22 protein-coding genes are annotated in these 17846 nt (G+C 68.9%); 4 read left to right on the forward strand and 18 right to left on the reverse strand.

Features of this window, described 5'->3' with window-relative positions; genetic code table 11:
• Positions 1–83 precede the first annotated feature (83 nt).
• Together AB0G11_RS26070 and AB0G11_RS26075 are read right to left on the reverse strand one after the other, a co-directional pair.
• Positions 84–302: a hypothetical protein gene (locus AB0G11_RS26070; RefSeq protein ID WP_357588777.1), complete on the reverse strand. Its 219-nt coding sequence runs from the start codon at positions 300–302 to the stop codon at positions 84–86.
• Between the two features lie 71 nt (positions 303–373).
• Entirely contained in the window at positions 374–799 is a 426-nt protein-coding gene (locus AB0G11_RS26075; protein ID WP_357588779.1) for a hypothetical protein, read from the reverse strand.
• A gap of 382 nt (positions 800–1181) precedes the next feature.
• Here AB0G11_RS26075 and AB0G11_RS26080 point away from each other — a divergent pair, with 382 nt between their 5' ends.
• The gene (locus AB0G11_RS26080; RefSeq protein ID WP_357588781.1) at positions 1182–1568 is read left to right on the forward strand and encodes a hypothetical protein; all 387 of its coding nucleotides are present in this window, start codon (positions 1182–1184) and stop codon (positions 1566–1568) included.
• A 599-nt stretch (positions 1569–2167) separates the two neighbouring features.
• Here the strand turns inward: AB0G11_RS26080 and AB0G11_RS26085 are convergent.
• Together AB0G11_RS26085 and AB0G11_RS26090 are read right to left on the reverse strand one after the other, a co-directional pair.
• A complete protein-coding gene (locus AB0G11_RS26085) occupies positions 2168–2581 on the reverse strand; it encodes a hypothetical protein (RefSeq protein WP_357588783.1) in 414 nt (137 codons plus the stop codon).
• 184 nt (positions 2582–2765) lie between these two features.
• Entirely contained in the window at positions 2766–3362 is a 597-nt protein-coding gene (locus tag AB0G11_RS26090; RefSeq protein WP_357588785.1) for a hypothetical protein, read from the reverse strand.
• A gap of 903 nt (positions 3363–4265) precedes the next feature.
• On the opposite strand from AB0G11_RS26090, the gene AB0G11_RS26095 reads away from it, so the two are divergent.
• Entirely contained in the window at positions 4266–6065 is a 1800-nt protein-coding gene (locus AB0G11_RS26095; RefSeq protein ID WP_357588786.1) for a hypothetical protein, read from the forward strand.
• 77 nt (positions 6066–6142) lie between these two features.
• Positions 6143–6586, forward strand: a complete 444-nt coding sequence (locus AB0G11_RS26100) for a hypothetical protein (RefSeq protein WP_357588788.1) — start codon at positions 6143–6145, stop codon at positions 6584–6586.
• A 69-nt stretch (positions 6587–6655) separates the two neighbouring features.
• Here AB0G11_RS26100 and AB0G11_RS26105 read toward each other — a convergent pair whose 3' ends face one another.
• The 9 genes from AB0G11_RS26105 to AB0G11_RS26145 form a co-directional block, all read right to left on the reverse strand.
• Positions 6656–6889 (reverse strand): hypothetical protein, encoded by a 234-nt coding sequence (locus AB0G11_RS26105; RefSeq protein WP_357588790.1) that lies wholly within the window; start codon positions 6887–6889, stop codon positions 6656–6658.
• A 448-nt stretch (positions 6890–7337) separates the two neighbouring features.
• A complete protein-coding gene (locus AB0G11_RS26110; RefSeq protein ID WP_357588792.1) occupies positions 7338–7859 on the reverse strand; it encodes a single-stranded DNA-binding protein in 522 nt (173 codons plus the stop codon).
• 90 nt (positions 7860–7949) lie between these two features.
• On the reverse strand, positions 7950–8153 hold the full coding sequence (locus tag AB0G11_RS26115; RefSeq protein ID WP_357588794.1) for a hypothetical protein: 204 nt from the start codon (positions 8151–8153) through the stop codon (positions 7950–7952).
• A 581-nt stretch (positions 8154–8734) separates the two neighbouring features.
• On the reverse strand, positions 8735–9103 hold the full coding sequence (locus AB0G11_RS26120) for a hypothetical protein (protein ID WP_357588795.1): 369 nt from the start codon (positions 9101–9103) through the stop codon (positions 8735–8737).
• A gap of 549 nt (positions 9104–9652) precedes the next feature.
• A complete protein-coding gene (locus AB0G11_RS26125; RefSeq protein WP_357588797.1) occupies positions 9653–9922 on the reverse strand; it encodes a hypothetical protein in 270 nt (89 codons plus the stop codon).
• Positions 9919–11118, reverse strand: a complete 1200-nt coding sequence (locus AB0G11_RS26130) for an FAD-dependent monooxygenase (protein WP_357588799.1) — start codon at positions 11116–11118, stop codon at positions 9919–9921. Before AB0G11_RS26130 ends, AB0G11_RS26125 begins: the two co-directional genes overlap by 4 nt.
• A gap of 734 nt (positions 11119–11852) precedes the next feature.
• The gene (locus tag AB0G11_RS26135) at positions 11853–12557 is read right to left on the reverse strand and encodes a hypothetical protein (RefSeq protein ID WP_357588801.1); all 705 of its coding nucleotides are present in this window, start codon (positions 12555–12557) and stop codon (positions 11853–11855) included.
• Positions 12558–12745: 188 nt separating this feature from the next.
• A complete protein-coding gene (locus AB0G11_RS26140; RefSeq protein ID WP_357588803.1) occupies positions 12746–13390 on the reverse strand; it encodes a hypothetical protein in 645 nt (214 codons plus the stop codon).
• 8 nt (positions 13391–13398) lie between these two features.
• Positions 13399–14280 carry a hypothetical protein gene (locus AB0G11_RS26145; protein ID WP_357588805.1) on the reverse strand — a complete coding sequence of 294 codons (882 nt, stop codon included), beginning with the start codon at positions 14278–14280 and terminating at the stop codon, positions 13399–13401.
• 196 nt (positions 14281–14476) lie between these two features.
• Here AB0G11_RS26145 and AB0G11_RS26150 point away from each other — a divergent pair, with 196 nt between their 5' ends.
• Positions 14477–15037 (forward strand): hypothetical protein, encoded by a 561-nt coding sequence (locus tag AB0G11_RS26150; RefSeq protein ID WP_357588807.1) that lies wholly within the window; start codon positions 14477–14479, stop codon positions 15035–15037.
• 43 nt (positions 15038–15080) lie between these two features.
• Here AB0G11_RS26150 and AB0G11_RS26155 read toward each other — a convergent pair whose 3' ends face one another.
• The 5 genes from AB0G11_RS26155 to AB0G11_RS26175 all read right to left on the reverse strand — a co-directional run bounded on the left by AB0G11_RS26155 (position 15081) and on the right by AB0G11_RS26175 (position 17783).
• Positions 15081–15413: a hypothetical protein gene (locus tag AB0G11_RS26155; protein WP_357588809.1), complete on the reverse strand. Its 333-nt coding sequence runs from the start codon at positions 15411–15413 to the stop codon at positions 15081–15083.
• A gap of 305 nt (positions 15414–15718) precedes the next feature.
• Positions 15719–16309 (reverse strand): hypothetical protein, encoded by a 591-nt coding sequence (locus AB0G11_RS26160; RefSeq protein WP_357588811.1) that lies wholly within the window; start codon positions 16307–16309, stop codon positions 15719–15721.
• A gap of 101 nt (positions 16310–16410) precedes the next feature.
• Positions 16411–16677 carry a hypothetical protein gene (locus tag AB0G11_RS26165; protein ID WP_357588813.1) on the reverse strand — a complete coding sequence of 89 codons (267 nt, stop codon included), beginning with the start codon at positions 16675–16677 and terminating at the stop codon, positions 16411–16413.
• Positions 16678–16828: 151 nt separating this feature from the next.
• Entirely contained in the window at positions 16829–17443 is a 615-nt protein-coding gene (locus AB0G11_RS26170; protein ID WP_357588815.1) for a hypothetical protein, read from the reverse strand.
• On the reverse strand, positions 17436–17783 hold the full coding sequence (locus tag AB0G11_RS26175; protein ID WP_357588817.1) for a hypothetical protein: 348 nt from the start codon (positions 17781–17783) through the stop codon (positions 17436–17438). Before AB0G11_RS26175 ends, AB0G11_RS26170 begins: the two co-directional genes overlap by 8 nt.
• Between the last annotated feature and the right edge of the window lie 63 nt (positions 17784–17846).

The following is a 17846-nucleotide window of genomic DNA, read 5'->3' on the forward strand; positions in this document are numbered from 1 at the left end:
GGTCCCAGCAGGTTGAAAACTCCCAGAGGGAGCACTTCCATTCTAAGGCCGTAGCCCGGCCTCACATCTGAGCTGAGGGAGTTTCACTGCCTCGGATCGCTGAGGAGGGTGAAGCCGTCTGCGTCGGTGGCGCTGACGGTGGCGGCGGTGAAGTGGCGGCCGGGTAGTTCGCTGGCGGGGATGCGGGCTTGGTCGGCGATGCGGGCGGCGGGCACGCGCAGAGGGGCCGTGGCCGGATGCAGTGGCGTGACAAGCTCGGCGTGCTCGCCGATCGTGAGCAGGACGCGAACAGTTGCGGTCATGTCTTCCCCTTGGGGGCGTATGGAGTGGCGGGCGGACGGGCGGCGCGGGTACCGAAAGCGGCTCAGTGCGGTCAGGCGGTAGACGTCTTGCGCGGGCGGCCGCCGCCCACGCCCCGGCCGGGGCGTGAGGCGATGTTCTGGGCGAGCACGGATCGCTTGATGTGCGGCTGGCCGCAGATGAGTTTCCATCCGGTCAGGCGCCCGGTTGAACGGTCTTTGCGAATGGTGACGTACTCAACGCCGAGCTCTGCGGCGGCGTCCTGCTCGTCCAGTAGGTCGCCCGGGTGTGGCGTGAGGGCGTCCCAGGAAGGCAGGGGGGTGCCGTCGCGTGCGGCCTCGACCTGGGCGCGGTCATAGAGCGGCTTGCGTCGCCCGGGAGCGAAGGGCGTGAGGCCGTAGCGGGCTGCGCCACCGCTGTTGCGCCAGGTCTTGTAGGAGATGCCCAGGATTGCGGCGGCCTGTTGGGCGTCCACCGCCTGCCGACCATGCGGGATCATGCTCCTCCTTCGGCCGGCAGAGGCGAGTGCTCCGCGGGGCGGGGTTATCCAGCGGCCAGCTACGTGCTGGACGGTCAGGGGCGCAGTATCGGCCGGGAGAGGCTCGATGCCTCTCCCGGCCGACCTCCGCCCATCGACGTCCGGATGGGTGCGTGAGGCGGAAAGCTGCTGGTGGGGTGAGCCTTCCCCATCAAACTATACCACACTCCAGCCCCGTGGCGGAGGTGGCCCGCACGGCACGGATTCTCCAAAAGAATCTTGAGCGGGACCCCAGGATACCGCCAATCGGGGCAAAACTGTGGTATAGTTTTCTTGTCGGGCCGGGGGATCGGAACCCCAGCCCGGCGGCAGCAGGTTGAAAACTCAAGAGAGGACAGGCTCAATGGCAGAGCACGACAACGACTTCCCGTCGCTGGGGGAGCTGGCAGAAACTCTGGTCGGGGCTTACAACCTCATCGGCAAACTGCTCGGCGACCTCCCCATCCCCATCGGTCTCCCCCCGATGCCGGAAAGGGAAGGCGGTGGGCGCGAGGCGGCTCAAGCTCTGGAGCGGGCGCGGCTCGCACTCCTGGATCTTCCCTTCGATCCGGAAACCAAGTCCATGTTCCACACGCTTCTGCTGGAATGGCTGACCGCGCAAGATCAGATGGCCCTGGCGGCATCGGTGAGCGCCGATGATCACCGGCTCTACGCGCTGTTCGCGACGCTCACCCGCATCTCGATGATTGCGTCCATGGTGGAGCACCGGCTTACCGATCCTGACTCCTGATCCCCGCTAGTGGGTTGTGATCCTGGCTCCTGTCAGGATCACAACCCACTGCCAGGCACCAGCAGGCACCGGCGCGGCTGTTGCACGTCCTTCATGCCTACGGCGGCCAGGTAAGCATCCCCCCTCACCCCCGCTGTCGTCGCCGAGCTTCGCCGGGAAGCTAGTGCGGCGGGATAGCGCCCCAGCCATAGAGCTGCCCGGCGCCCCACAAGAGCGGTGAGGCATGAGAGGCGCGGCACCAGCCGGTGCGGGCGTGCCGACCGCCGTTCTGATCAGAGTCGCGGCGCGCCCGGTGGGCGGTTGGCACGCCCGCCGCGCGGGGGTCTGGGGGCGGCGGAGCCCCCAGCCACCCCGCGCCAGAGGCCAGCCGATACCCCGTGATCGGCTGTCGTCGCGTTCAGTGGTTCCGTCGGTGAGAGCCTTCGCCTCCCGGCTGTGCGAGGTAGGTCCCGGACGGCCAGTAGAGACGACACACACCCGACGCTGGCCTTCACACGGCGGCCAGCCGGCGCCTCGCGAGGTTTCCCCGGCCGACAGGGCGTGGACTGGAGGTGTAGCCCACGCCCCGTGCCCGAGACGCGGACACGGGGCGGGGGGCTTCAGTACGGCAGGGCGGTACCGGAGCCGCCGCAGTGCGCGCATTTATTGCTGCCGCCAGGCTGGGTGTTGCTGATGTTGGCCACCTCCCGGCTGACCAGGTTCCGTAGGTGGGTGGCCTGCGTCGTGTCCAGCGGCAGAATGTACCGGTGCTCGCCGCCGGGCTGGCTGGTGAGCAACAGCCTCCCGTCCTCGGGATCGTCCGGACGGACCTGGTAGAGGTAAAGCAAGCGGCCAAGGGCCAACGCCAGCTGGTCGGAGGCGGATAGAGCCGCTCCGAGCGTACGTGGCTCCCCGTGCCGCGAGAGCCGGTGGCGCCGTCGGTGCAAGGCTGTAGAGGCCAGTCGGCGCCGCCAGTGGATGACGGTGTGCCGGATGGTGGCAAGCGGATGCCAAGGGCGGCGGGCGGATGTCATGGATGCCTCCTTGAGACGCCGTGGGCGGTCGGGGGATGCCGGGCTCGGCAGAACTGCGGGCTGGTGCGAACGCACCCGGCTGATCCGGCTGTCCTGGCGGGGCCACATCGGATCAGCGAGGCTCGGTGAGGGCGGGGCGGTGTGGCGGACGCGTGCACGTCCGCCACACCGCCCCGGGGTGCGGCTACACGGTGACCGGCACGCCTTCCTCGGCCTGCGCGTCCGCGGCCTTGGCCTTGGCGCTGGCGAGGATGTCCGGGACGTGCTTCTTGACGATCGCTCGCAGGCGGCGCTGCTCCATGCCGGATGAGTTCGCGAGCTCACGCACCAGGTCGTCGATGTCCGCCAGATCGGGCATCGGCGGCGGCAGGACGCCCGCCTCCTCGGCGCGCCGCAGCAGGCGCTGGAACTCCCGGCACCAATCCTGGCGATCGCCGAACTCCTCCATCTCCTCACGGCTCATCGGCAGGGCCTGGAGCGCGATCCTCGCGTGATCGGGGTAGGCCTGCACCTCCGGGTCGGTGACGAGGAAGCGCACCAGCGGGTCCGCGGACGTCACCAGCTTCTGGTAGGCCTCGGCCTGCTTGCGCTTGAAGGTCTTCTCCAGGTCGTGCAACGCCGCCTTGCGGGCGTCGTCCGCCTCGAAGTAGGCCGTGACCTGCTCGGGGGTCATGGTGGGGTTCCACTCCGGAACCGGATGGGCGCGGTACACGCGGTCGGTCTCGATGCGGTACTCGCGGCTGCTGATGGCGTCGTAGTACGCCTGGACCTCTGGCAGCATGGGGACTCTCCCTTTCCTGTGCTGTGCTGATGCGGGCTGCCGGAAGGAGGTTGAAGGTGGTAAGCCCGGGCCGAGGCGGCGGGCTTCCCTTTCCGGCGCTGAGCCGTCAGCGGCACGGCGAAGTGACCCACAACCGCCCGTTTCTGCTTGGTTCAAGATGTTTTGCGCCAGCAAAAGATCTTGAACCAAGCAGAACTCGCCCCCCTTTTGACCCCGCGGAGCGGGGGCGAGAGGGCGGTTGTGAGGGCACGCCGCCGTGCCGCAGGCTGAAAAGCCGGAAAGGGGGACACCGCATTGGCCTGAGTGCTGTCCCCTCAACTTCCATGGGGCCGCCACGTCGGCGGCTGACAGGAAGCGGAGAGCGGCACCGTGCCGGCGAGGTTGCAGGCAATGCGCGACCGGAAGCGGACGCAAGGCCCGAGAGCACCGCGGCGCCGGTATTCGTCCGTGCTGGGGATGCCCAGGCATCTCCCGGGCCGGAGCGTGGCCAGAGGGGGCTGCCCGCTGCCGGATGCGCGTCCTACGGACAGCAGGCTGGCCGCGTCTGGCGGTGGAGACGACCTCCAGGCCGCTGGGCCACCGTCACCGACCCTGGCCAGATCGCCCGCAAGCTGCATCGGTGCGCTCGGCCGAGCGTTCGCGCGACGGCGGAGGCGTCCGGATCGGGCCCGGCGCGGGCCGCAGTGCCACAGCGGCGCCCGCGGCCGTGGGCCTCGACACCTCTGCCTGGCCGGTCGTACAGCTGGCCCCCCCGGGCGCCGCTGCACCAGCCCGTGATGACCGGAGCAGATACCGCCGCGCCGTCCCGAGAACTCGGAAGGCCGAGCGGAATCGCTCGCCGCCCGAGCGGTTCCGCTCGGGCGGGGTATGATGTAGCTCGGTTACTAGAAGGGGTGGTCTTCGATGGCGCGGTTTCGCTCCGAGTTCTATACGACCGCCCAGCTTGCTCGCCGGGTACGCGTCTCCGAGTCCCGCGCCCGGGCCTGGTACAGCGACGGCAAGCTGCCGCCGCCCGACGGCCGCGATGCGGACAAGCGGCCGCTGTGGGCCGCCACCACCATCGACGCCTGGTGCCGTCGCACCGGGCGGGTGCCCGCCGATGACGCACTGTGGCTGTGGCGGCCGGAGGCCGAAGCCTCCAGGCCAGCCCCGGTGCTCTTCCACGGCATCACCGAGATCAAGCAGGAGGGAAAGCGCTACGGCGTGCACGCCGTGCTCTGGGACACTCCACACGGCCACGTGGTCGCACTCACCCCACTAGCCGACGAGCCGGCACCGGACATCGACCGGCAGCCGCTGGCCGCGGCCACCCTGATCGCGCCGGTCTTCTGGCCGGATGCAATCGTCGCGTTGCAGCTGGGCGCCGAGTACGGCGCCGACGACGAGATCCAGATGCAGGTGTTCAGCCTGGAACCCGCCCACGACCGGAATGCGGCCGCGCCTCATGAAGAGACACGCAACGCGCTGCTCGGGGGCCGCTCCGAGCACCCGTCCCTTGATGCCGCCACGCTGGTACAGCCGACGGCACGTTTCCACGGAATGGTCACCGCTGAAGATCTGGCCCGCGTGATCGGCGCTCCGGTCCCGGTCTGGCCGTCGGGCACCTGCACCGCCTCGGCCATCCGGCGCGCCCAGGCCGCCCGCCCCGCCGCACACACCCTGATCGTGCCCAGCACGGCCGACGGCTGGCAGGCCGAGCAGGATCAGCTGGAAGCTGCGGTCAAGCATGGGCTGGCCGAGGAGTTCCCGGCCGCCTTCACCGTGCTCGCCACCGACCTGCGCGACACGCTGGAGCGGGCCCGCCGCGAGCGAGCCGACCGGCCGGCGCGCGGCACCGGCTGGTACCTGGCCGCTCAGCCTGCACTGCCGGAGCTGCCGTGGAGCGCTGAGCAGTTCCTGCGCACCGCCGGACAGCTGAGCTTGAAACAGGCCGCCGACGACTTCCGCCGCCTGCGTAGCATCGAGCCGGACCTACCCGCCAGCGCGGCTGAGGGCGCCATCTACGAGCGGGCCATGCTCCTGCTGCGCGCTCGCCTGCGTGTGGCCCTTCCGGAACTGGCTGTGGACGACGTCGAGTACTACGCCGGCGAATGGGACGGCCCGATCGTGGAGCTGTGGCGGCAGAGCATGACCTCTGTCGACGGCGCGGCGGCGGTGCTGACGGCAACCCGCCGGGGCAAGCGGCTGGCCGATCATGGCGACCTGGACCACCTGGTTGGCCTCTGGCGGGACACAGCAGGCCGGTACGTCGCCGTCTTCGATACCGACCTGGTTGGCAATCCCCCCAGCTTCATCGCCGAATGGCCCTACGCTCCGCCGGCCGGGTGGACGGAGCAGACCGTCATCGCCGCCGACGAGAACACCGGCGCGGTGCTGGCGATCACCCCACAGGAAAGCGGCGAACAGCGGATTGAGCCGGTGCCATTCGATCCGGGTACCGGTCCCAGCTTCCGGCACGGCTACGGCGGCGGGAGCCCCTACACCCTCTACCAGGCCCTGATCCGTGCCGTCCACGGCACCATCACCGCACCGTTCAACCTCAACGACATCCCCTTCACCGGCCACGAACAGCACGACGCTCCCCAGCGCAGCATGCTCTGGCATGCCATCGCCACCACCAAGGGGCCGCTACGACTGCCTTGGCCGCAAGTCCAGCAGTGGGCACGTCAGGATGCCGTCAAGGCTGGATACCAGGCGCAGTAGCACTTCCGCCGTCCCGGCCGGGCGGCCGTTCCTCCCACCACTCACCCGCTGTTGCTTCTATCGAGACAGGAGCCCCCGTGTCCGTCTCCGAAATTCGGCTGCAGGCCGCTGAGAACGACCACCACTACAAGCTGACCTTGACTCCCGGCGACGGCGGCCACCACGTGGAGCTCACCGGGGCCGACGCCCATGGCCAGATCCTGGCCGAATGGCACACCGCGATGCCGCTGCCGATGGCCGACCTGGCAGTGATTGCCCAGCTTCTCGCCGCCGGCATAAACGCGGCCAGCGACGCCTCAGCGGCGCGAACGCTCCAGGAGCGGCGGCGCAAGCATGCCAACTCCCACCAGCCATGGACGGCCGAGGACGACCAGCGCCTGGCCAAACTCGCGGCACAACCCGACACCACGATCCAGACGCTGATGACGACCTTCGGGCGTAGCCGCGGCGCCATTCGTTCCCGACTGGAGCGCAAGCAGATCGAGCTCCGGTCACACCGTGAGCAGGATGGTCAGCCATGAGCCAACTGGCGGCCGTCCGGCCTCATCGAACGGCAGGACGGCCGCCGGGGCGCTGGCGCGCGCACATGGTCACCTGTCAGGCCGCGCCGGGCTGCTCATCGTCCGGCGGATGATCGCCGCGCGATGCCGGGTGTAAGTGCCCAGAACACGTCGTCTGAACCGACGTGGTGAAGCGGGGGACGCTTCAGGAACTCGCCGCCGGTCATCACCTCGGATGCTGACGACGGTGGCGACGAAGGCGCCGAAAGCGCCAAGGCTGAGAACTACTCCGGTCGTCACCATCAGCGTGCCGAGATCGTCCATGATGCGTTCCTCTCTGCGAGGGCGAGCCGCTTCTTCGAGCGGGGCCCGCCGTGGGTGTCCCAGCACGGGGGCGCATGCGCAGGCAAGGAGCGGAGGGGCAACTTGCCCAGCAAGATGTTTTGCGCCAGCAAAAGATCTCTGCATGGGCGGGTTGCGCCGGAGTGACGGCCTGCGAGACTGACCCGGCGTGCGGCACCGAGCGGGCCCGCGAGAAGTGCCGCCTACAGGCCGTGGGCGAACTGTAGGCGAAGCCGCTCGTCGGGGTTCAGCTCGCGCGCGGCGCACGAGAGCCGCGGCGATTGGGCTTCAGGAGGGATCCGCTCTGCCCTCAGCAGGCATGGGGAGAGACCGAGGACAGAGCGGAGCTGGAGGCCCGCCGGAGGCAAGGGGCGCCCGGCTGCGCGGACCGTGCGGCCCCGTCCCTTGCGGGACGGGGCCGCGGACTCGCCTAGAAGCTGGGCTCGGAGTAGAAGCCCGGCTCGGAGCCGTTAGCCGTGCTTCCCGCCATCGCGGGCACCTGCGCGGCCGGTGCCTGCTGGTCGTTGACGGGTGCGGAGTCGTCAGCCCACGGCTCCTGCGGCGGGGTGTTGACCGGGCGGCTGCTACGGATCCTGGTCACCTGGGCGGTGGCGTTGCGCAGGGACGGGCCCACCTCGTCGACCTCGACCTCGTAGACGGTGCGCTTCTCGCCCTCGGCGTTGTTGTACGAGCGCTGCTTGAGGCGCCCCTGAACGATGACCCGCATGCCGCGCTGGAGGCTTTCGGCGGCGTTCTCCGCCGCCTGCCGCCACACGTTGCAGGTCAGGAAGAGGGTTTCGCCGTCCTTCCACTCGTTGGTCTGGCGGTCCATGAACCGCGGGGTGGAGGCGATCCGGAAGCGGGTGACCGCCTGCCCGGTCGGGGTGAAGCGGAGTTCGGGGTCGTCGACGAGGTTGCCGATGAGGGTGATGGTGGTGTCGCCAGCGGCCATGATCTTTCCTCCTGGAAAGAGAGAGTTGGATGTGCGGAACGGTCCGAAACGGGAGCGGATGAGCGGGGGCCGCAGCCCCCGCCGCGCGGGCTAGAAGGGGATCTCGTGGTCGGCGATGTCGCGACCGGCGGCCATGCCCAGCCGGTGCGCCTCGACCGCCTCGTCTATGCACCGCAGGCAGATGTGCGTGCCGTCGAGAGTCCTGAACATGTGCTGCAGCTCGAAGCTGTTGGTGCAGCGGCTGCAGGCGGTGACGTCGGTGGCGTAAAGAGCGAGGCCGAGTCGGAGGTTCATGGTGGCTCCCTTCCGTGCGGCGCCCTGCCGGGCGCCCGTCCGTGTTTCGGTGAGGGAGGACACGTAGGCGAAAGAGACGGAAGGCAACCCAGGCGGCCCCGGCTGTCCAAGATGTTTTGGCGCCCGGGGTTGGGTTTGCGCCAAAAGATCTTGGATGGGCGGGGTGAGCGCAGCGAAAGCCTGGGTTGCCTGGAGGAACGTGCCTGCGAGGCTGACTGATCCGAAATACGAGGCGGGTGACCAGCAGGGACATACGGCAGGCGGCTCGCCGTGAACCTCCCTCTCACCCTGCGGTACGCCGCACCCTCACAGGGCCCAGGCGCGATCAGCGCGCCGACTCCGCACCGGTCAGGGGGCTCGGCCACGTGTCCGGGCGCCAGCGCGGAACGCGGCAGCGCACGGCACTGTCCGCGGGTGGCGTTCCCGGCACCCCCGCCGGAGGGGGCGGGCCGGCGAGGGCGGGCAGGTTCGCTCCACCTCGAACGGCGCCCGCCCCATCCGACCCGGAGCGAGATGAGCCGGCGGCGTCCCCTCGTGCTTGGCGCGGCGCCGCTCTGGGACGATCCGTGAACCCTGACGGGTCAGGTCTCTCGTCTGCCGTCCATGGCCGGGCCCGGTTGAGTGGTGTAGCAACGTGGGCAGGTGATCTCGCGAAGGCTGCTGGGCACTGCCCACCGATAGCGGCACAGCACGGTCCGCCGGCATGTCGCCACCGTGTCGCTGACCAGTTCGTCAGTGGTGGCGAGCGGGGCAATGGCGCCGCATCCGGGGCAGATCCACTCCACAGGCAGGGTCTCGTGACCGTGTCGGCGGCTGACTGACCAGACATGCCGGAAACGGATTGGTGTATCGGGCTGACCGGCGATGATCCCGCACTGGTCGCACCTCAGGAACTGCGGGTCGCCGTTCAACCGCCGGTTGAGTGCGATCGCGATCAGAGTGCGTAGCACGTCGCCCCCTTGGTTCGAACGGCGTTCTCCAGGTTGGGTTTGCGTTCGACTGTAGGACGAGGGGCGGGGCGATTGTAGAAGCGCTGCGGCCATATCGGTCCGTGCTGCCCTGGAGGGGGTGGGCGAGTATGTGATCACGGAAGCCGGAGCCCGCGCCCTGAGCCAGCCGGTCCGCCGGCTGGCCCGGACCATCTCCCGCTACACGGATGCCATCTGCCCCTGCTCGTGCAGTACAGGCGGCGCCCGTCGCCGCCGATCGTGCGGGTTGGGCCGCTTGATGAGTTCGCCGTAGCTGCGGACGTCAGCCCTGATAGCGCCCCTGGTGCTCTCGCGCCTGGCGGGGATCTAGCCTGCGGCTCAGTGGTCGGGAAGGGCCAAGCCTCCGGCAATGACCGCCGGCTGAGATCTGGACGCCCCAGGCTCCGCAAGCGGTGCTCGCGCGGGGATTGGCGCGCTTGCTGGTGATCTGCTCCGGCTCTGTGGACGGAGCCGGAGCCCAGGTCTGGCAACGGCCAGACCTGGGGATTCAGCCGGCGCGCCGGTTCATCGTTACCGTGCGCCCTTCCTGGGCTGGCGCGGGGACTGGTCCAAGTCCGCCGCAGAGTCCTGCGGCGGCCGGCTGAAGACCAGAGCGTTGGCGTCGACCACCGCCGCCCGATGGCCACTGAGGATCCAGATCCGGTGCTGCCCGGTGTCAGTGACGGTGTCGACGCGGGCGAGGACGGGCATCCACTCGACGTCGGCCATGCTGGAATCGGTCGCGAGACGGACGTGCCAGCCCGGCTCAATGGCGCGGGCTGGCCGATAAGCGCTGGTCATGCCACCTCCGGATGTCTGCCGAGCCCGAGCGCGGCACCGAGCTTCGGGCCGAGCTCCAGAGCGGTATGCACCTGGGGAAGGGAGCGTCGCTGCCAGCCTTCGAGCGCCACGGGCAAGTCGGCGCCGTAGCGCAGATGCTGGACCAGCACGGCGGTCAAGGAGGCGGCCTGCTCGATACCGTTGTTGGCGCCCCGGGCGGTGTTGGGCCGGACGGGAGCCAGCGCATCGCCGAGCAGGACAGCGTGGGCGCTGCGTCCGATGGGATAGACCATCCGCTCAGGTGGAGCGATGTCAACGATGGGGGCTGCGCTCCAGGTGGGTGTAGCTTCGATCACCTCAGCTGCCGGGCGCGGCAGCAGGTGCTGGGCCTGGCTGGTGACGTGCCGCCGGGCTTGTGTGGTGATCTGGTGCGGCAGGACGTAGGTGCGTCGGGTGGGGTCGGCGCCGAGCAGGTCGCGGAATTCCTCGTCGGAGTGGTTGAGGTAGAAGGTCCAGTCGGTGACGACACTGCCGTCCCGCTGCATGACGGGGAAGAGGTGCAGGCCTGCGCCGGGCGGTTCGATGCGGGTGTAGTCGAGCAGGTCCGGTGAGGTGCTCGGGGCCTGGCCCCGCCAGGCGACGTAGCCGCTGTAGCTGAGGTTGCGCTCGGGGTCGAGCAGGCGGCGACCGGTCGAGCGGCGCCCGTCGGCGAAGACGACCAGGTCAGCGTTGACCGGGTCGGCGTCGGCGATCTGCAGTTGCGCACGCCCATCGTTATCGACGGTGAGGTCCTGGACGCGGCGTCCCAGGTGCAGCCAGCTCTCCGGCAACCGCTCCAGCAGGGCGCGGTTGATGAGATGCCAGGCGGTGGAGCGGCCCGGGTAGTAGGTGTGCGCGCGGCTGGCCTCTTTGCGGTCAGCGACCTTGACGGCGATCACGCGCTCGCTGGTGAAGGGGACGAACTCGTGCTGCGGGACGCCGATGGTGTCGAGCGCGGCCAGGGAAGTGTGCTCCAGGCCGATGACGCCGCCGGCCTGCGCGTGCAGTTCAGGTGAGGCGTCCAGCACGGTGACGTTGGTGAGGCCGGCCTGGTGAAGTAACAGGGCCAGAGTGGGGCCGGTGATCGACGCGCCAACGATCGCAATGGCGGGCTGCTCGTCGGCCACAGGCAGGGCGTCAGCGTGCAGGGCGTTGTGCGGGTGGCTGAGCGCGGTCATGGCAGCTCCTGAGCGTGTGAGTGACGGGGCTGCCGAATGAGGAGGGCCAGGTGTGGCGGGAACCGCGACGGCGGGGCCTCCCCTTCCGGCGGCGGCCGTCAGCGGCGCGGGAAGCTGCCGCGCAATCACCCGTGTCTGCCCACCCCAAGATGTTTTGCGCCAGCAAAAGATCTTGGGGTGGGCAGACCTCGCCCCCCCTTTTGAGCCCCGCGCTGCGGGGGCGAGAGGGGGGTTGCGTAGGTAGCGCCCCCGTGACGCAGGCTGCGAAGCCGGGAGGGGAAAGGCCCGACCGGACCGATCCCAGTCGTCGGACGCCGACGTTGGGCGTGCTCAGCTACTGACACGGTTGCGCTGGGTTGCGGCGCGGGCTGGGGCCGCAACGCGCTCTCCCCTAGCCTCTGGCTTGAGACACCGATCGTGGCTCAGTCTTGCGGTGCCCGGCAGTCCATAGCGTCGAGGGCCAACGCTGGTGCTCGCCACGACCCCACCCGCCTCGATGGTGAACGGAGTTGCCGGCCAGTCCGTGGCGGTGACACATCGACAACCTGCTCGGCCTGCGGACGGAAACTGCTCGGCCTGGTCACGCGTGGTTCGGGCGTCGCCGAGGTCCGGCCCGGTTGCACCGATCGCCGTCATTGAGGAGAAGTTGCCGTAAACTGCGGCTGCTCAGACAGAGAAGGCCCCACCCGCTCGGGTGGGGCCTTCTTCGCGTCTCGCGTCAGCGGGTGCCGACCTTACGCCTCCACCGGGATGATCGCCCGCTCGTACTCCGCTGTCACAGCCTCGGGCACTGTCCACCCCTTGGCCTGGGCGATCTCGTGGAGCTGGACCTCCAGCCCGCTGGGCAGTAGCCCCGGCTCGACACGCACCTCGTAGCCGGCGTTGCGCACTTCGGCTACGGCGCGGGCGAACGCGGCAGGAGTCTCGGCAGTGACGATCACTCGCCCCGGGTCTGCCGAGACCATGAACCGGGGCTGGAGCGACTGTGATCCGTTCAGCCATTCCTCGCACGCCATCCCGGTCCGGTTGGCGATCAGTTCCTTGATGGCGGCCGAGTACGGGAAGACCGTCTCCCGTTCACGCTGCTCGAACCACTCCTCGCCGATGCAGGTCAGTGCTGCGGGTCTGATGAGCGCCTGGTCCATGACCACGGCCATGTCATTGTCGTCCGAGAACGTGGCGACGAGTTCCAACCCTTCACGAGGCACGATCTCGTCTCCCTCGTCAGGGCTGGGCTTGAGCGCCTTGAAGCGGAGCTGGCTGGCGATGAGCCCGAAGCGCCAGCGGCTCAGCGGCTTGCGGCGAGGTGTTGGCGTTACCGTGAAGAGGACGCTGGACGCCTCAGGGGGTGGTTCCATCGCGAGCCGCCACACCGTTCCGTCGTCGTCCTGGATGTAGACCTCGTGCTCGGCGGCCGGGTTCTGGAGTAGGTTGATCATGATTCCTCCTGGGGGCAGAGTTGACCTGTTGGCGATCCCACCAGGGATGATGAACGCGGGGGCAAGCCCCTTCAGACCGGGGCGACAATCTTGATGTTGTGATCCCACCAGGGATGATGAGTGTGCGGTCGAGGCCGAAGCCCCGTGCAGCCGAAGCGTACAACGGGGGGTCGACACGGGCTGGCGTGTCAGCCGCCGTAGAGAAGATTCTCCAGGTTTTGATCACTTGGCGTGCGGGTGAGGACGCCAACGGCACCCGCCAGGTTCGGCCGTGACGTGTTGAGCTCCAGCCGTTCGATCACGTCGCGGCTGGCGATGGGGTCTTCCCTCAGCAGCCTGCCGATCACGGGTCCGTAGGCGCGAGCCAGCGTAGCGGCCGTCGCCTCGGGGTTGGACGTTTTGGCGACCGCGGCCCGTAGTGCCCGTAGGCCGCCGACGTACGCCTTCCAGTCCGGAACGTCTTCCCAGCCGGGCGCGGCGACGACGGAGAGCTTCACCAGGTCAGGTAGTTCCTCCGCCAAGCGCCCCAGGTCCTCGCCGTAGGCGCGGACGTACGAGGCGAGGGTGTGATACGCCCACACGCGCACGGCTGTGTCCGGTGTTAACGCGATGGCGGGCACCGCGAGGCCACACGGCGACGGGATGACCAGCCCTCCGTTCATCACCTGGCTTTCGTGCAGGTCGAGCGGTAGGTCGGCGAACCCGTGAGTGGTGGCCCACTGGACTGCGAGGGCGACGGCTTCCGCCCGATCGCCGGCGTAGGCGACATCCACGTCATGGACGGTGCGACCGGCCGGGGCCGCCGCCGACCCGAAGATCACGACATTGAGCATGGTGTCCCTCATTCCACGAAGTGCTGGACGATGACGGCGACATCCTCGGTGGCCAGCCCCGAGCTGATGCCCTGCGGCGAGCCCACGATAGACGCGGAGCCTCCCCAGCGTGCCGACTCCGTGACGGCGGGGTCCTCCGCGTTGAGCTTGTCCACCAGGCCATGCCAGTCCACGGCCGGGGTGGCGCTGTTCCAGCGCGCGACGGTGTGCTTGCGGTGCGGCGGCCCGCCGGCGAAGGAGAAGCCGGGGTTGGTGGCCACGACGACGGGGGCATGCCGGTAGCCGAGCGCGAAGGCCAGCCGGTGACTGCCCACCACCACGGCCACGTGGCCGTGCAGGCTGATCTGGAGGTCGGCCAGCGCTTCCCGTGCCTCGTCCAGGGCGCGAGCCGCGTACTCGCCGAGCTCGTCGTCGCCCTCGCCGGCGTCCATGAGCCAGAGGGCGAGGAGTTCGACCCGGTCCGGGAGCGAGCGGGTGTAGTCCGATGCCAGGTGCATGACCGGCGTGGCGGGGCCGACCAGGCCCTCGGGCGCGGGGGCTGGCCGAGGGCCGGGCCACGGGCCGGACGCCTCCTTGTCCGCGTCCGCGATGATCTGCATGCGGGCCACGCTGGGGTGCAGGTTGGTGGCTCGCAGCGTGAGGACGGCCATCGCGCCGACGCTGTCCGCGTCGGCGCGGACGGTGGCGAGGGTGGTTCCCGGCGGCGGCGGTGGCCACGTCATCGCCGCCTCGATGGCGGCGGTAGTGGCGTCGCCGCCGAGGTGCTGGGGGTCGATGTTGCCGAGGCTGCACGCCTCGGCGAGGTGGGGGATGGTGACCTCGATTCCTAAGGTCGCGACGGGGATGTCTGAGGGGTTCGCGCTCGGGTGGAGCGCGATGCAGGAGTACATGGTGCTTCCCTTCCGCGCACTTCGATCTTGTAGCGTGCGCTACGGCAAATCCTATTCACCTGTAGCGTACGCTACAGGTGAGCGTTATGGTAGGCGTATGACCTCAATCCGAGTCGTCCGCGTCCGCAGCGGAGCCACACCACCGCGAAGCACCCCCACCGGCGACCAGATCACGGCCATCTATGGCCTGCACGTCGTGGACAAGACCGCCCGCACTGCCGAAACCGCGTGGGTCACCCTCGTCACCCTCCACCTCGACGGCGCGCAGGCAGGCCGCATCTGGATCTACGCCGATCTCGACGACGCCCAGGTGCAAGACGCCATCAACCGCCTCGACCGCTGGCAGCGTGTCCTCGCAGCCCTGGGCGAGCTGGACACGCTGGAGATCAAGCACCGCGCCCTCACCTCAGAGGCCGAAGGCAACGAGCTGCTCCGTGGCGGCATGCCCGACACGTACATACGCGACCAGGCCGAACAGGTTCTTCAGCAACTTCGCACCCTGCGCGCCGTCACGGTCGAGCGAGCCCGCACCCTCGGCGACCGCGCCCAGATCGCCGACATCGACGTGATCAGCTTCGATCTGCTCTATCCGCCACGGAACGCCCGGTACGAGCTGGCTCGCCATGACCTGATCGCCTGGCGCGAGCGCAAAGACGACCGCGATCCGCTGGTAAAGGAGGCTATCGCCGCCGGGCTGTCCGACAGCGAGATCCACCGGCTGAGCGGGGTGGCCCGCACGACGATCAACCGCATCTGAGACTCCCGCCAGCCGAAGAATCAGCGCGCACCGGGCGGTCGTCCTACTGCCAGTACCCGTGGTCCCCGACTGACCGCTGAGCGACGGCCGAGGGTAGGCGTTGCACGGGCACGGGCAGCCAGTCGTCGTCCCGCAGATGCTTGCCGTAGACGTTGCCCTCATCCGGATCGCCTGCTCTGAACTCGACCCACCACAGACCGCACGGTGGGTCGCACGGCTCGGCTGACTCCGAGCACCGCGTTGCGGAGGTGATCGTGACGAACGTGTCGTCCGGGTCCATCGAGCGGACGCCGCGCGGGTGCCACTTCTCCAGTAGCTCGTGGATGGCCTCGATGGGCAGGCGGGTGTAGCGCTCCCCGCCAGGTAGCCAGGACATGGGGGTCTCCCTTGATCGTTTAGTAGGGCGTGGTCAGGCCCCTGGGACACCCCCACAGTTGTGAGGAAACTCCGCGCCTATGCGGGGAGCAGGCTCGCTATGCCGGTGAATTTACAGGAGTTCGCACACCTCGTCGTGCCGGTGAGATTCCGGGTCGCCCGATTCGACGTGGTCGTAACACTCCACGCCGCATACGAGCTGCCCGGATGCGCTCCACCACTCGCCATCTCTCTGCCTGGGGGAGCGGCGACCACAGCACACGCAGTGATCCACATTCGGGCCGGGGCACGTCATCATCGTGTTACTCATCGGTTCTGCTCCTGGACAACCGAGGCAGCGCCCGCCAGGATCGTGGCAGCGAGCTGGACGGACTTCTCACCGATGCGGCAGATGACGACGTGCTCGCCATCAGTCGTGTTCGACCTCGGTATGTGCCACTCGGGGATGTTGAGCGCGGTATACGACGCCACCGGGTGGACGGTTGCCACGCCCTTCTCCGGGTGAATGAACACGCGGGAGAGGCCCGGTGCCGGGTACTCCTCCCAGCCCTGCGACGGCAGGGAATCCAGGTCCCAGACCGGGAACTTGTGAACGTGCCGCCGGTGCCCATCGCCTGGGAAGAGGTGCATCATGTCGATTACGGTGCTGATGCGCGCCGCCTCGACGAGACCTTCATCGTCCAGCCGGTCAGGGTTACGGCCTTTGGCGGTCATCTCGGCGCGAGCGGCTGCCGCCAGCCATCGGGCTATCTCGTCGTAGGCGGGTGCGCAATCGGCGTGGAGGTAGGTCCAGCCTCGTTCCCGTACGCCCAGTTCCCGGCGCTTCACGCCCTCGCCGGCGGGGATGTTGTGGTTGCACAGTTCGCACACGGCGGGGTACCGGTTGTGGCTGGTCATGTGTCGCTCCTTGGGGCGTGACGTATCGCCGGCCCTTGATGGCCGGGTCACGTCCCCGCGAGCGCGGGGAAACCCCGCATGCGCGGGGAGCAGAGCGTGAGTCAGATGCTCACGCTGGGCATGTTGAGCATATCCCCGGCACTGCGGGCGGCTGGCAGCCATTCAAGGATGCGGAGCCATGCCTGACGCGAGGTGCCGCCCATCGGCCCGTCTGAGGACAGCAGCTCCTTCAAGCTGTCCCATGCCGGACGGTCGTTCGCGTTCGGAATGACCTGCACCAGGTGCCGGGCAATTTTGATGGCGTACTGGCCGATGCGCTCGGCGTCGTCCAGCTCGTCGGCGGGCAGCGTAACCTTGAGGAACGCCATGTTCGGCCTGCCGGACCGACCTGCGCTGTGATGACGATCAGGTTGGACAGGTCTGGCAGTAGCTCGGGTGGGCGCGAAGCCGGGCGCTCCAGCCACTCCACCAGGAGCGCCGTGGAGTCGGCGCCCATGCCATAGGAGACGACGCCGTACATCAGCCGCCACCAGGCAGTGGCAGGCCATTCATGACGATGCGCCCGAGCTCGTACACGTCGGGGTTGCCCCACGACACCAGCCGGACCTTCCGGCGGGTGAGGGCATGGAGGGAGATGCCACGCAGCCCTTTCCGGGCCGACTCCACCACCTCGTACTCGTCCATGTGAAAGCGGACCGAGTACCACGGGGTGGCCGCCCGACCGGACCGGATGATGGCGTCTACGCTGGGCGGCTCGTCCAGGCCGCACCAGCAGAAGTCGGCGCGAGAGCAGCAGCGGCGCTGTGGCCGGGTCCGGTCGCGGAGACGCGGCAGCCGGCCCGCCAGCATCGGACATGCCTTGATGGCGTAGGCCGCGCACTCCGGGTGCTGGGCGGGCTCACTGACGTAACCGTGCCCGAAGTCCTGCGGTCGTGCCATCAACACCGCGGCACCATCGAGCCGCCGGGAGCAGAGCTGGCAGAGCTGCCCGGTGAGGCATTCGGTGACGCGGGCGGGTTCGACGCGGCCGAGTTCTGGAGTGCCGTCCGCGTGCCGCAGGCTGATGTACGGAATGACCATTCCGTTGTGCGCGGGGGCGTTCGCAAGGTGGATGGGGATCGCCACGTTAGCCATCAGCGCGCCTCCCCTGGGGCGGGCGGTTGCCATAGCACACGCGGTAGGTCTCCTCGCACACTGCGCGCAGCCACCAGCGAATGTCGGTGTAACCGTCGGCGTGCAGGCGCGCGGCCTTCTCGTCAACGTCGTCAGCGTGCGCCCAGCACACGATCGGCGTTGGCCGGTCGCGATGCGAAGGGGCACCGAGCTGGCCCGGTGAGTACGCCTGGAACTCGTAGTCGAACAGCGGGACGACATCGAAGGGGCGCGACGTGGGATCGACTTGCATCCACGTGCCATCAGTGAACGTGACCAGCCGGTCCCCGTTGTCGCTGGGGCGCGGGTCGGCGTCGAGCATGCGTGGTCGGCCGGGCTCGGGTCGAATGACCTGCCCGGCGGTCAGGTCTTGGTACTGCGGAGG

Source organism: Nonomuraea sp. NPDC023979 (assembly GCF_040639085.1).
Classification (GTDB): domain Bacteria; phylum Actinomycetota; class Actinomycetes; order Streptosporangiales; family Streptosporangiaceae; genus Nonomuraea; species Nonomuraea ceibae.

Coding starts and splice junctions, on each gene's coding strand:
- AB0G11_RS26070 (WP_357588777.1), bottom strand. CDS start 302: ATGACCGCAACTGTTCGCGTCCTGCTCACGATCGGCGAGCACGCCGAG.
- AB0G11_RS26075 (WP_357588779.1), bottom strand. CDS start 799: ATGATCCCGCATGGTCGGCAGGCGGTGGACGCCCAACAGGCCGCCGCA.
- AB0G11_RS26080 (WP_357588781.1), top strand. CDS start 1,182: ATGGCAGAGCACGACAACGACTTCCCGTCGCTGGGGGAGCTGGCAGAA.
- AB0G11_RS26085 (WP_357588783.1), bottom strand. CDS start 2,581: ATGACATCCGCCCGCCGCCCTTGGCATCCGCTTGCCACCATCCGGCAC.
- AB0G11_RS26090 (WP_357588785.1), bottom strand. CDS start 3,362: ATGCTGCCAGAGGTCCAGGCGTACTACGACGCCATCAGCAGCCGCGAG.
- AB0G11_RS26095 (WP_357588786.1), top strand. CDS start 4,266: ATGGCGCGGTTTCGCTCCGAGTTCTATACGACCGCCCAGCTTGCTCGC.
- AB0G11_RS26105 (WP_357588790.1), bottom strand. CDS start 6,889: ATGGACGATCTCGGCACGCTGATGGTGACGACCGGAGTAGTTCTCAGC.
- AB0G11_RS26110 (WP_357588792.1), bottom strand. CDS start 7,859: ATGGCCGCTGGCGACACCACCATCACCCTCATCGGCAACCTCGTCGAC.
- AB0G11_RS26115 (WP_357588794.1), bottom strand. CDS start 8,153: ATGAACCTCCGACTCGGCCTCGCTCTTTACGCCACCGACGTCACCGCC.
- AB0G11_RS26125 (WP_357588797.1), bottom strand. CDS start 9,922: ATGACCAGCGCTTATCGGCCAGCCCGCGCCATTGAGCCGGGCTGGCAC.
- AB0G11_RS26130 (WP_357588799.1), bottom strand. CDS start 11,118: ATGACCGCGCTCAGCCACCCGCACAACGCCCTGCACGCTGACGCCCTG.
- AB0G11_RS26135 (WP_357588801.1), bottom strand. CDS start 12,557: ATGATCAACCTACTCCAGAACCCGGCCGCCGAGCACGAGGTCTACATC.
- AB0G11_RS26140 (WP_357588803.1), bottom strand. CDS start 13,390: ATGCTCAATGTCGTGATCTTCGGGTCGGCGGCGGCCCCGGCCGGTCGC.
- AB0G11_RS26145 (WP_357588805.1), bottom strand. CDS start 14,280: ATGTACTCCTGCATCGCGCTCCACCCGAGCGCGAACCCCTCAGACATC.
- AB0G11_RS26155 (WP_357588809.1), bottom strand. CDS start 15,413: ATGTCCTGGCTACCTGGCGGGGAGCGCTACACCCGCCTGCCCATCGAG.
- AB0G11_RS26160 (WP_357588811.1), bottom strand. CDS start 16,309: ATGACCAGCCACAACCGGTACCCCGCCGTGTGCGAACTGTGCAACCAC.
- AB0G11_RS26165 (WP_357588813.1), bottom strand. CDS start 16,677: ATGGCGTTCCTCAAGGTTACGCTGCCCGCCGACGAGCTGGACGACGCC.
- AB0G11_RS26170 (WP_357588815.1), bottom strand. CDS start 17,443: ATGGCTAACGTGGCGATCCCCATCCACCTTGCGAACGCCCCCGCGCAC.
- AB0G11_RS26175 (WP_357588817.1), bottom strand. CDS start 17,783: ATGCTCGACGCCGACCCGCGCCCCAGCGACAACGGGGACCGGCTGGTC.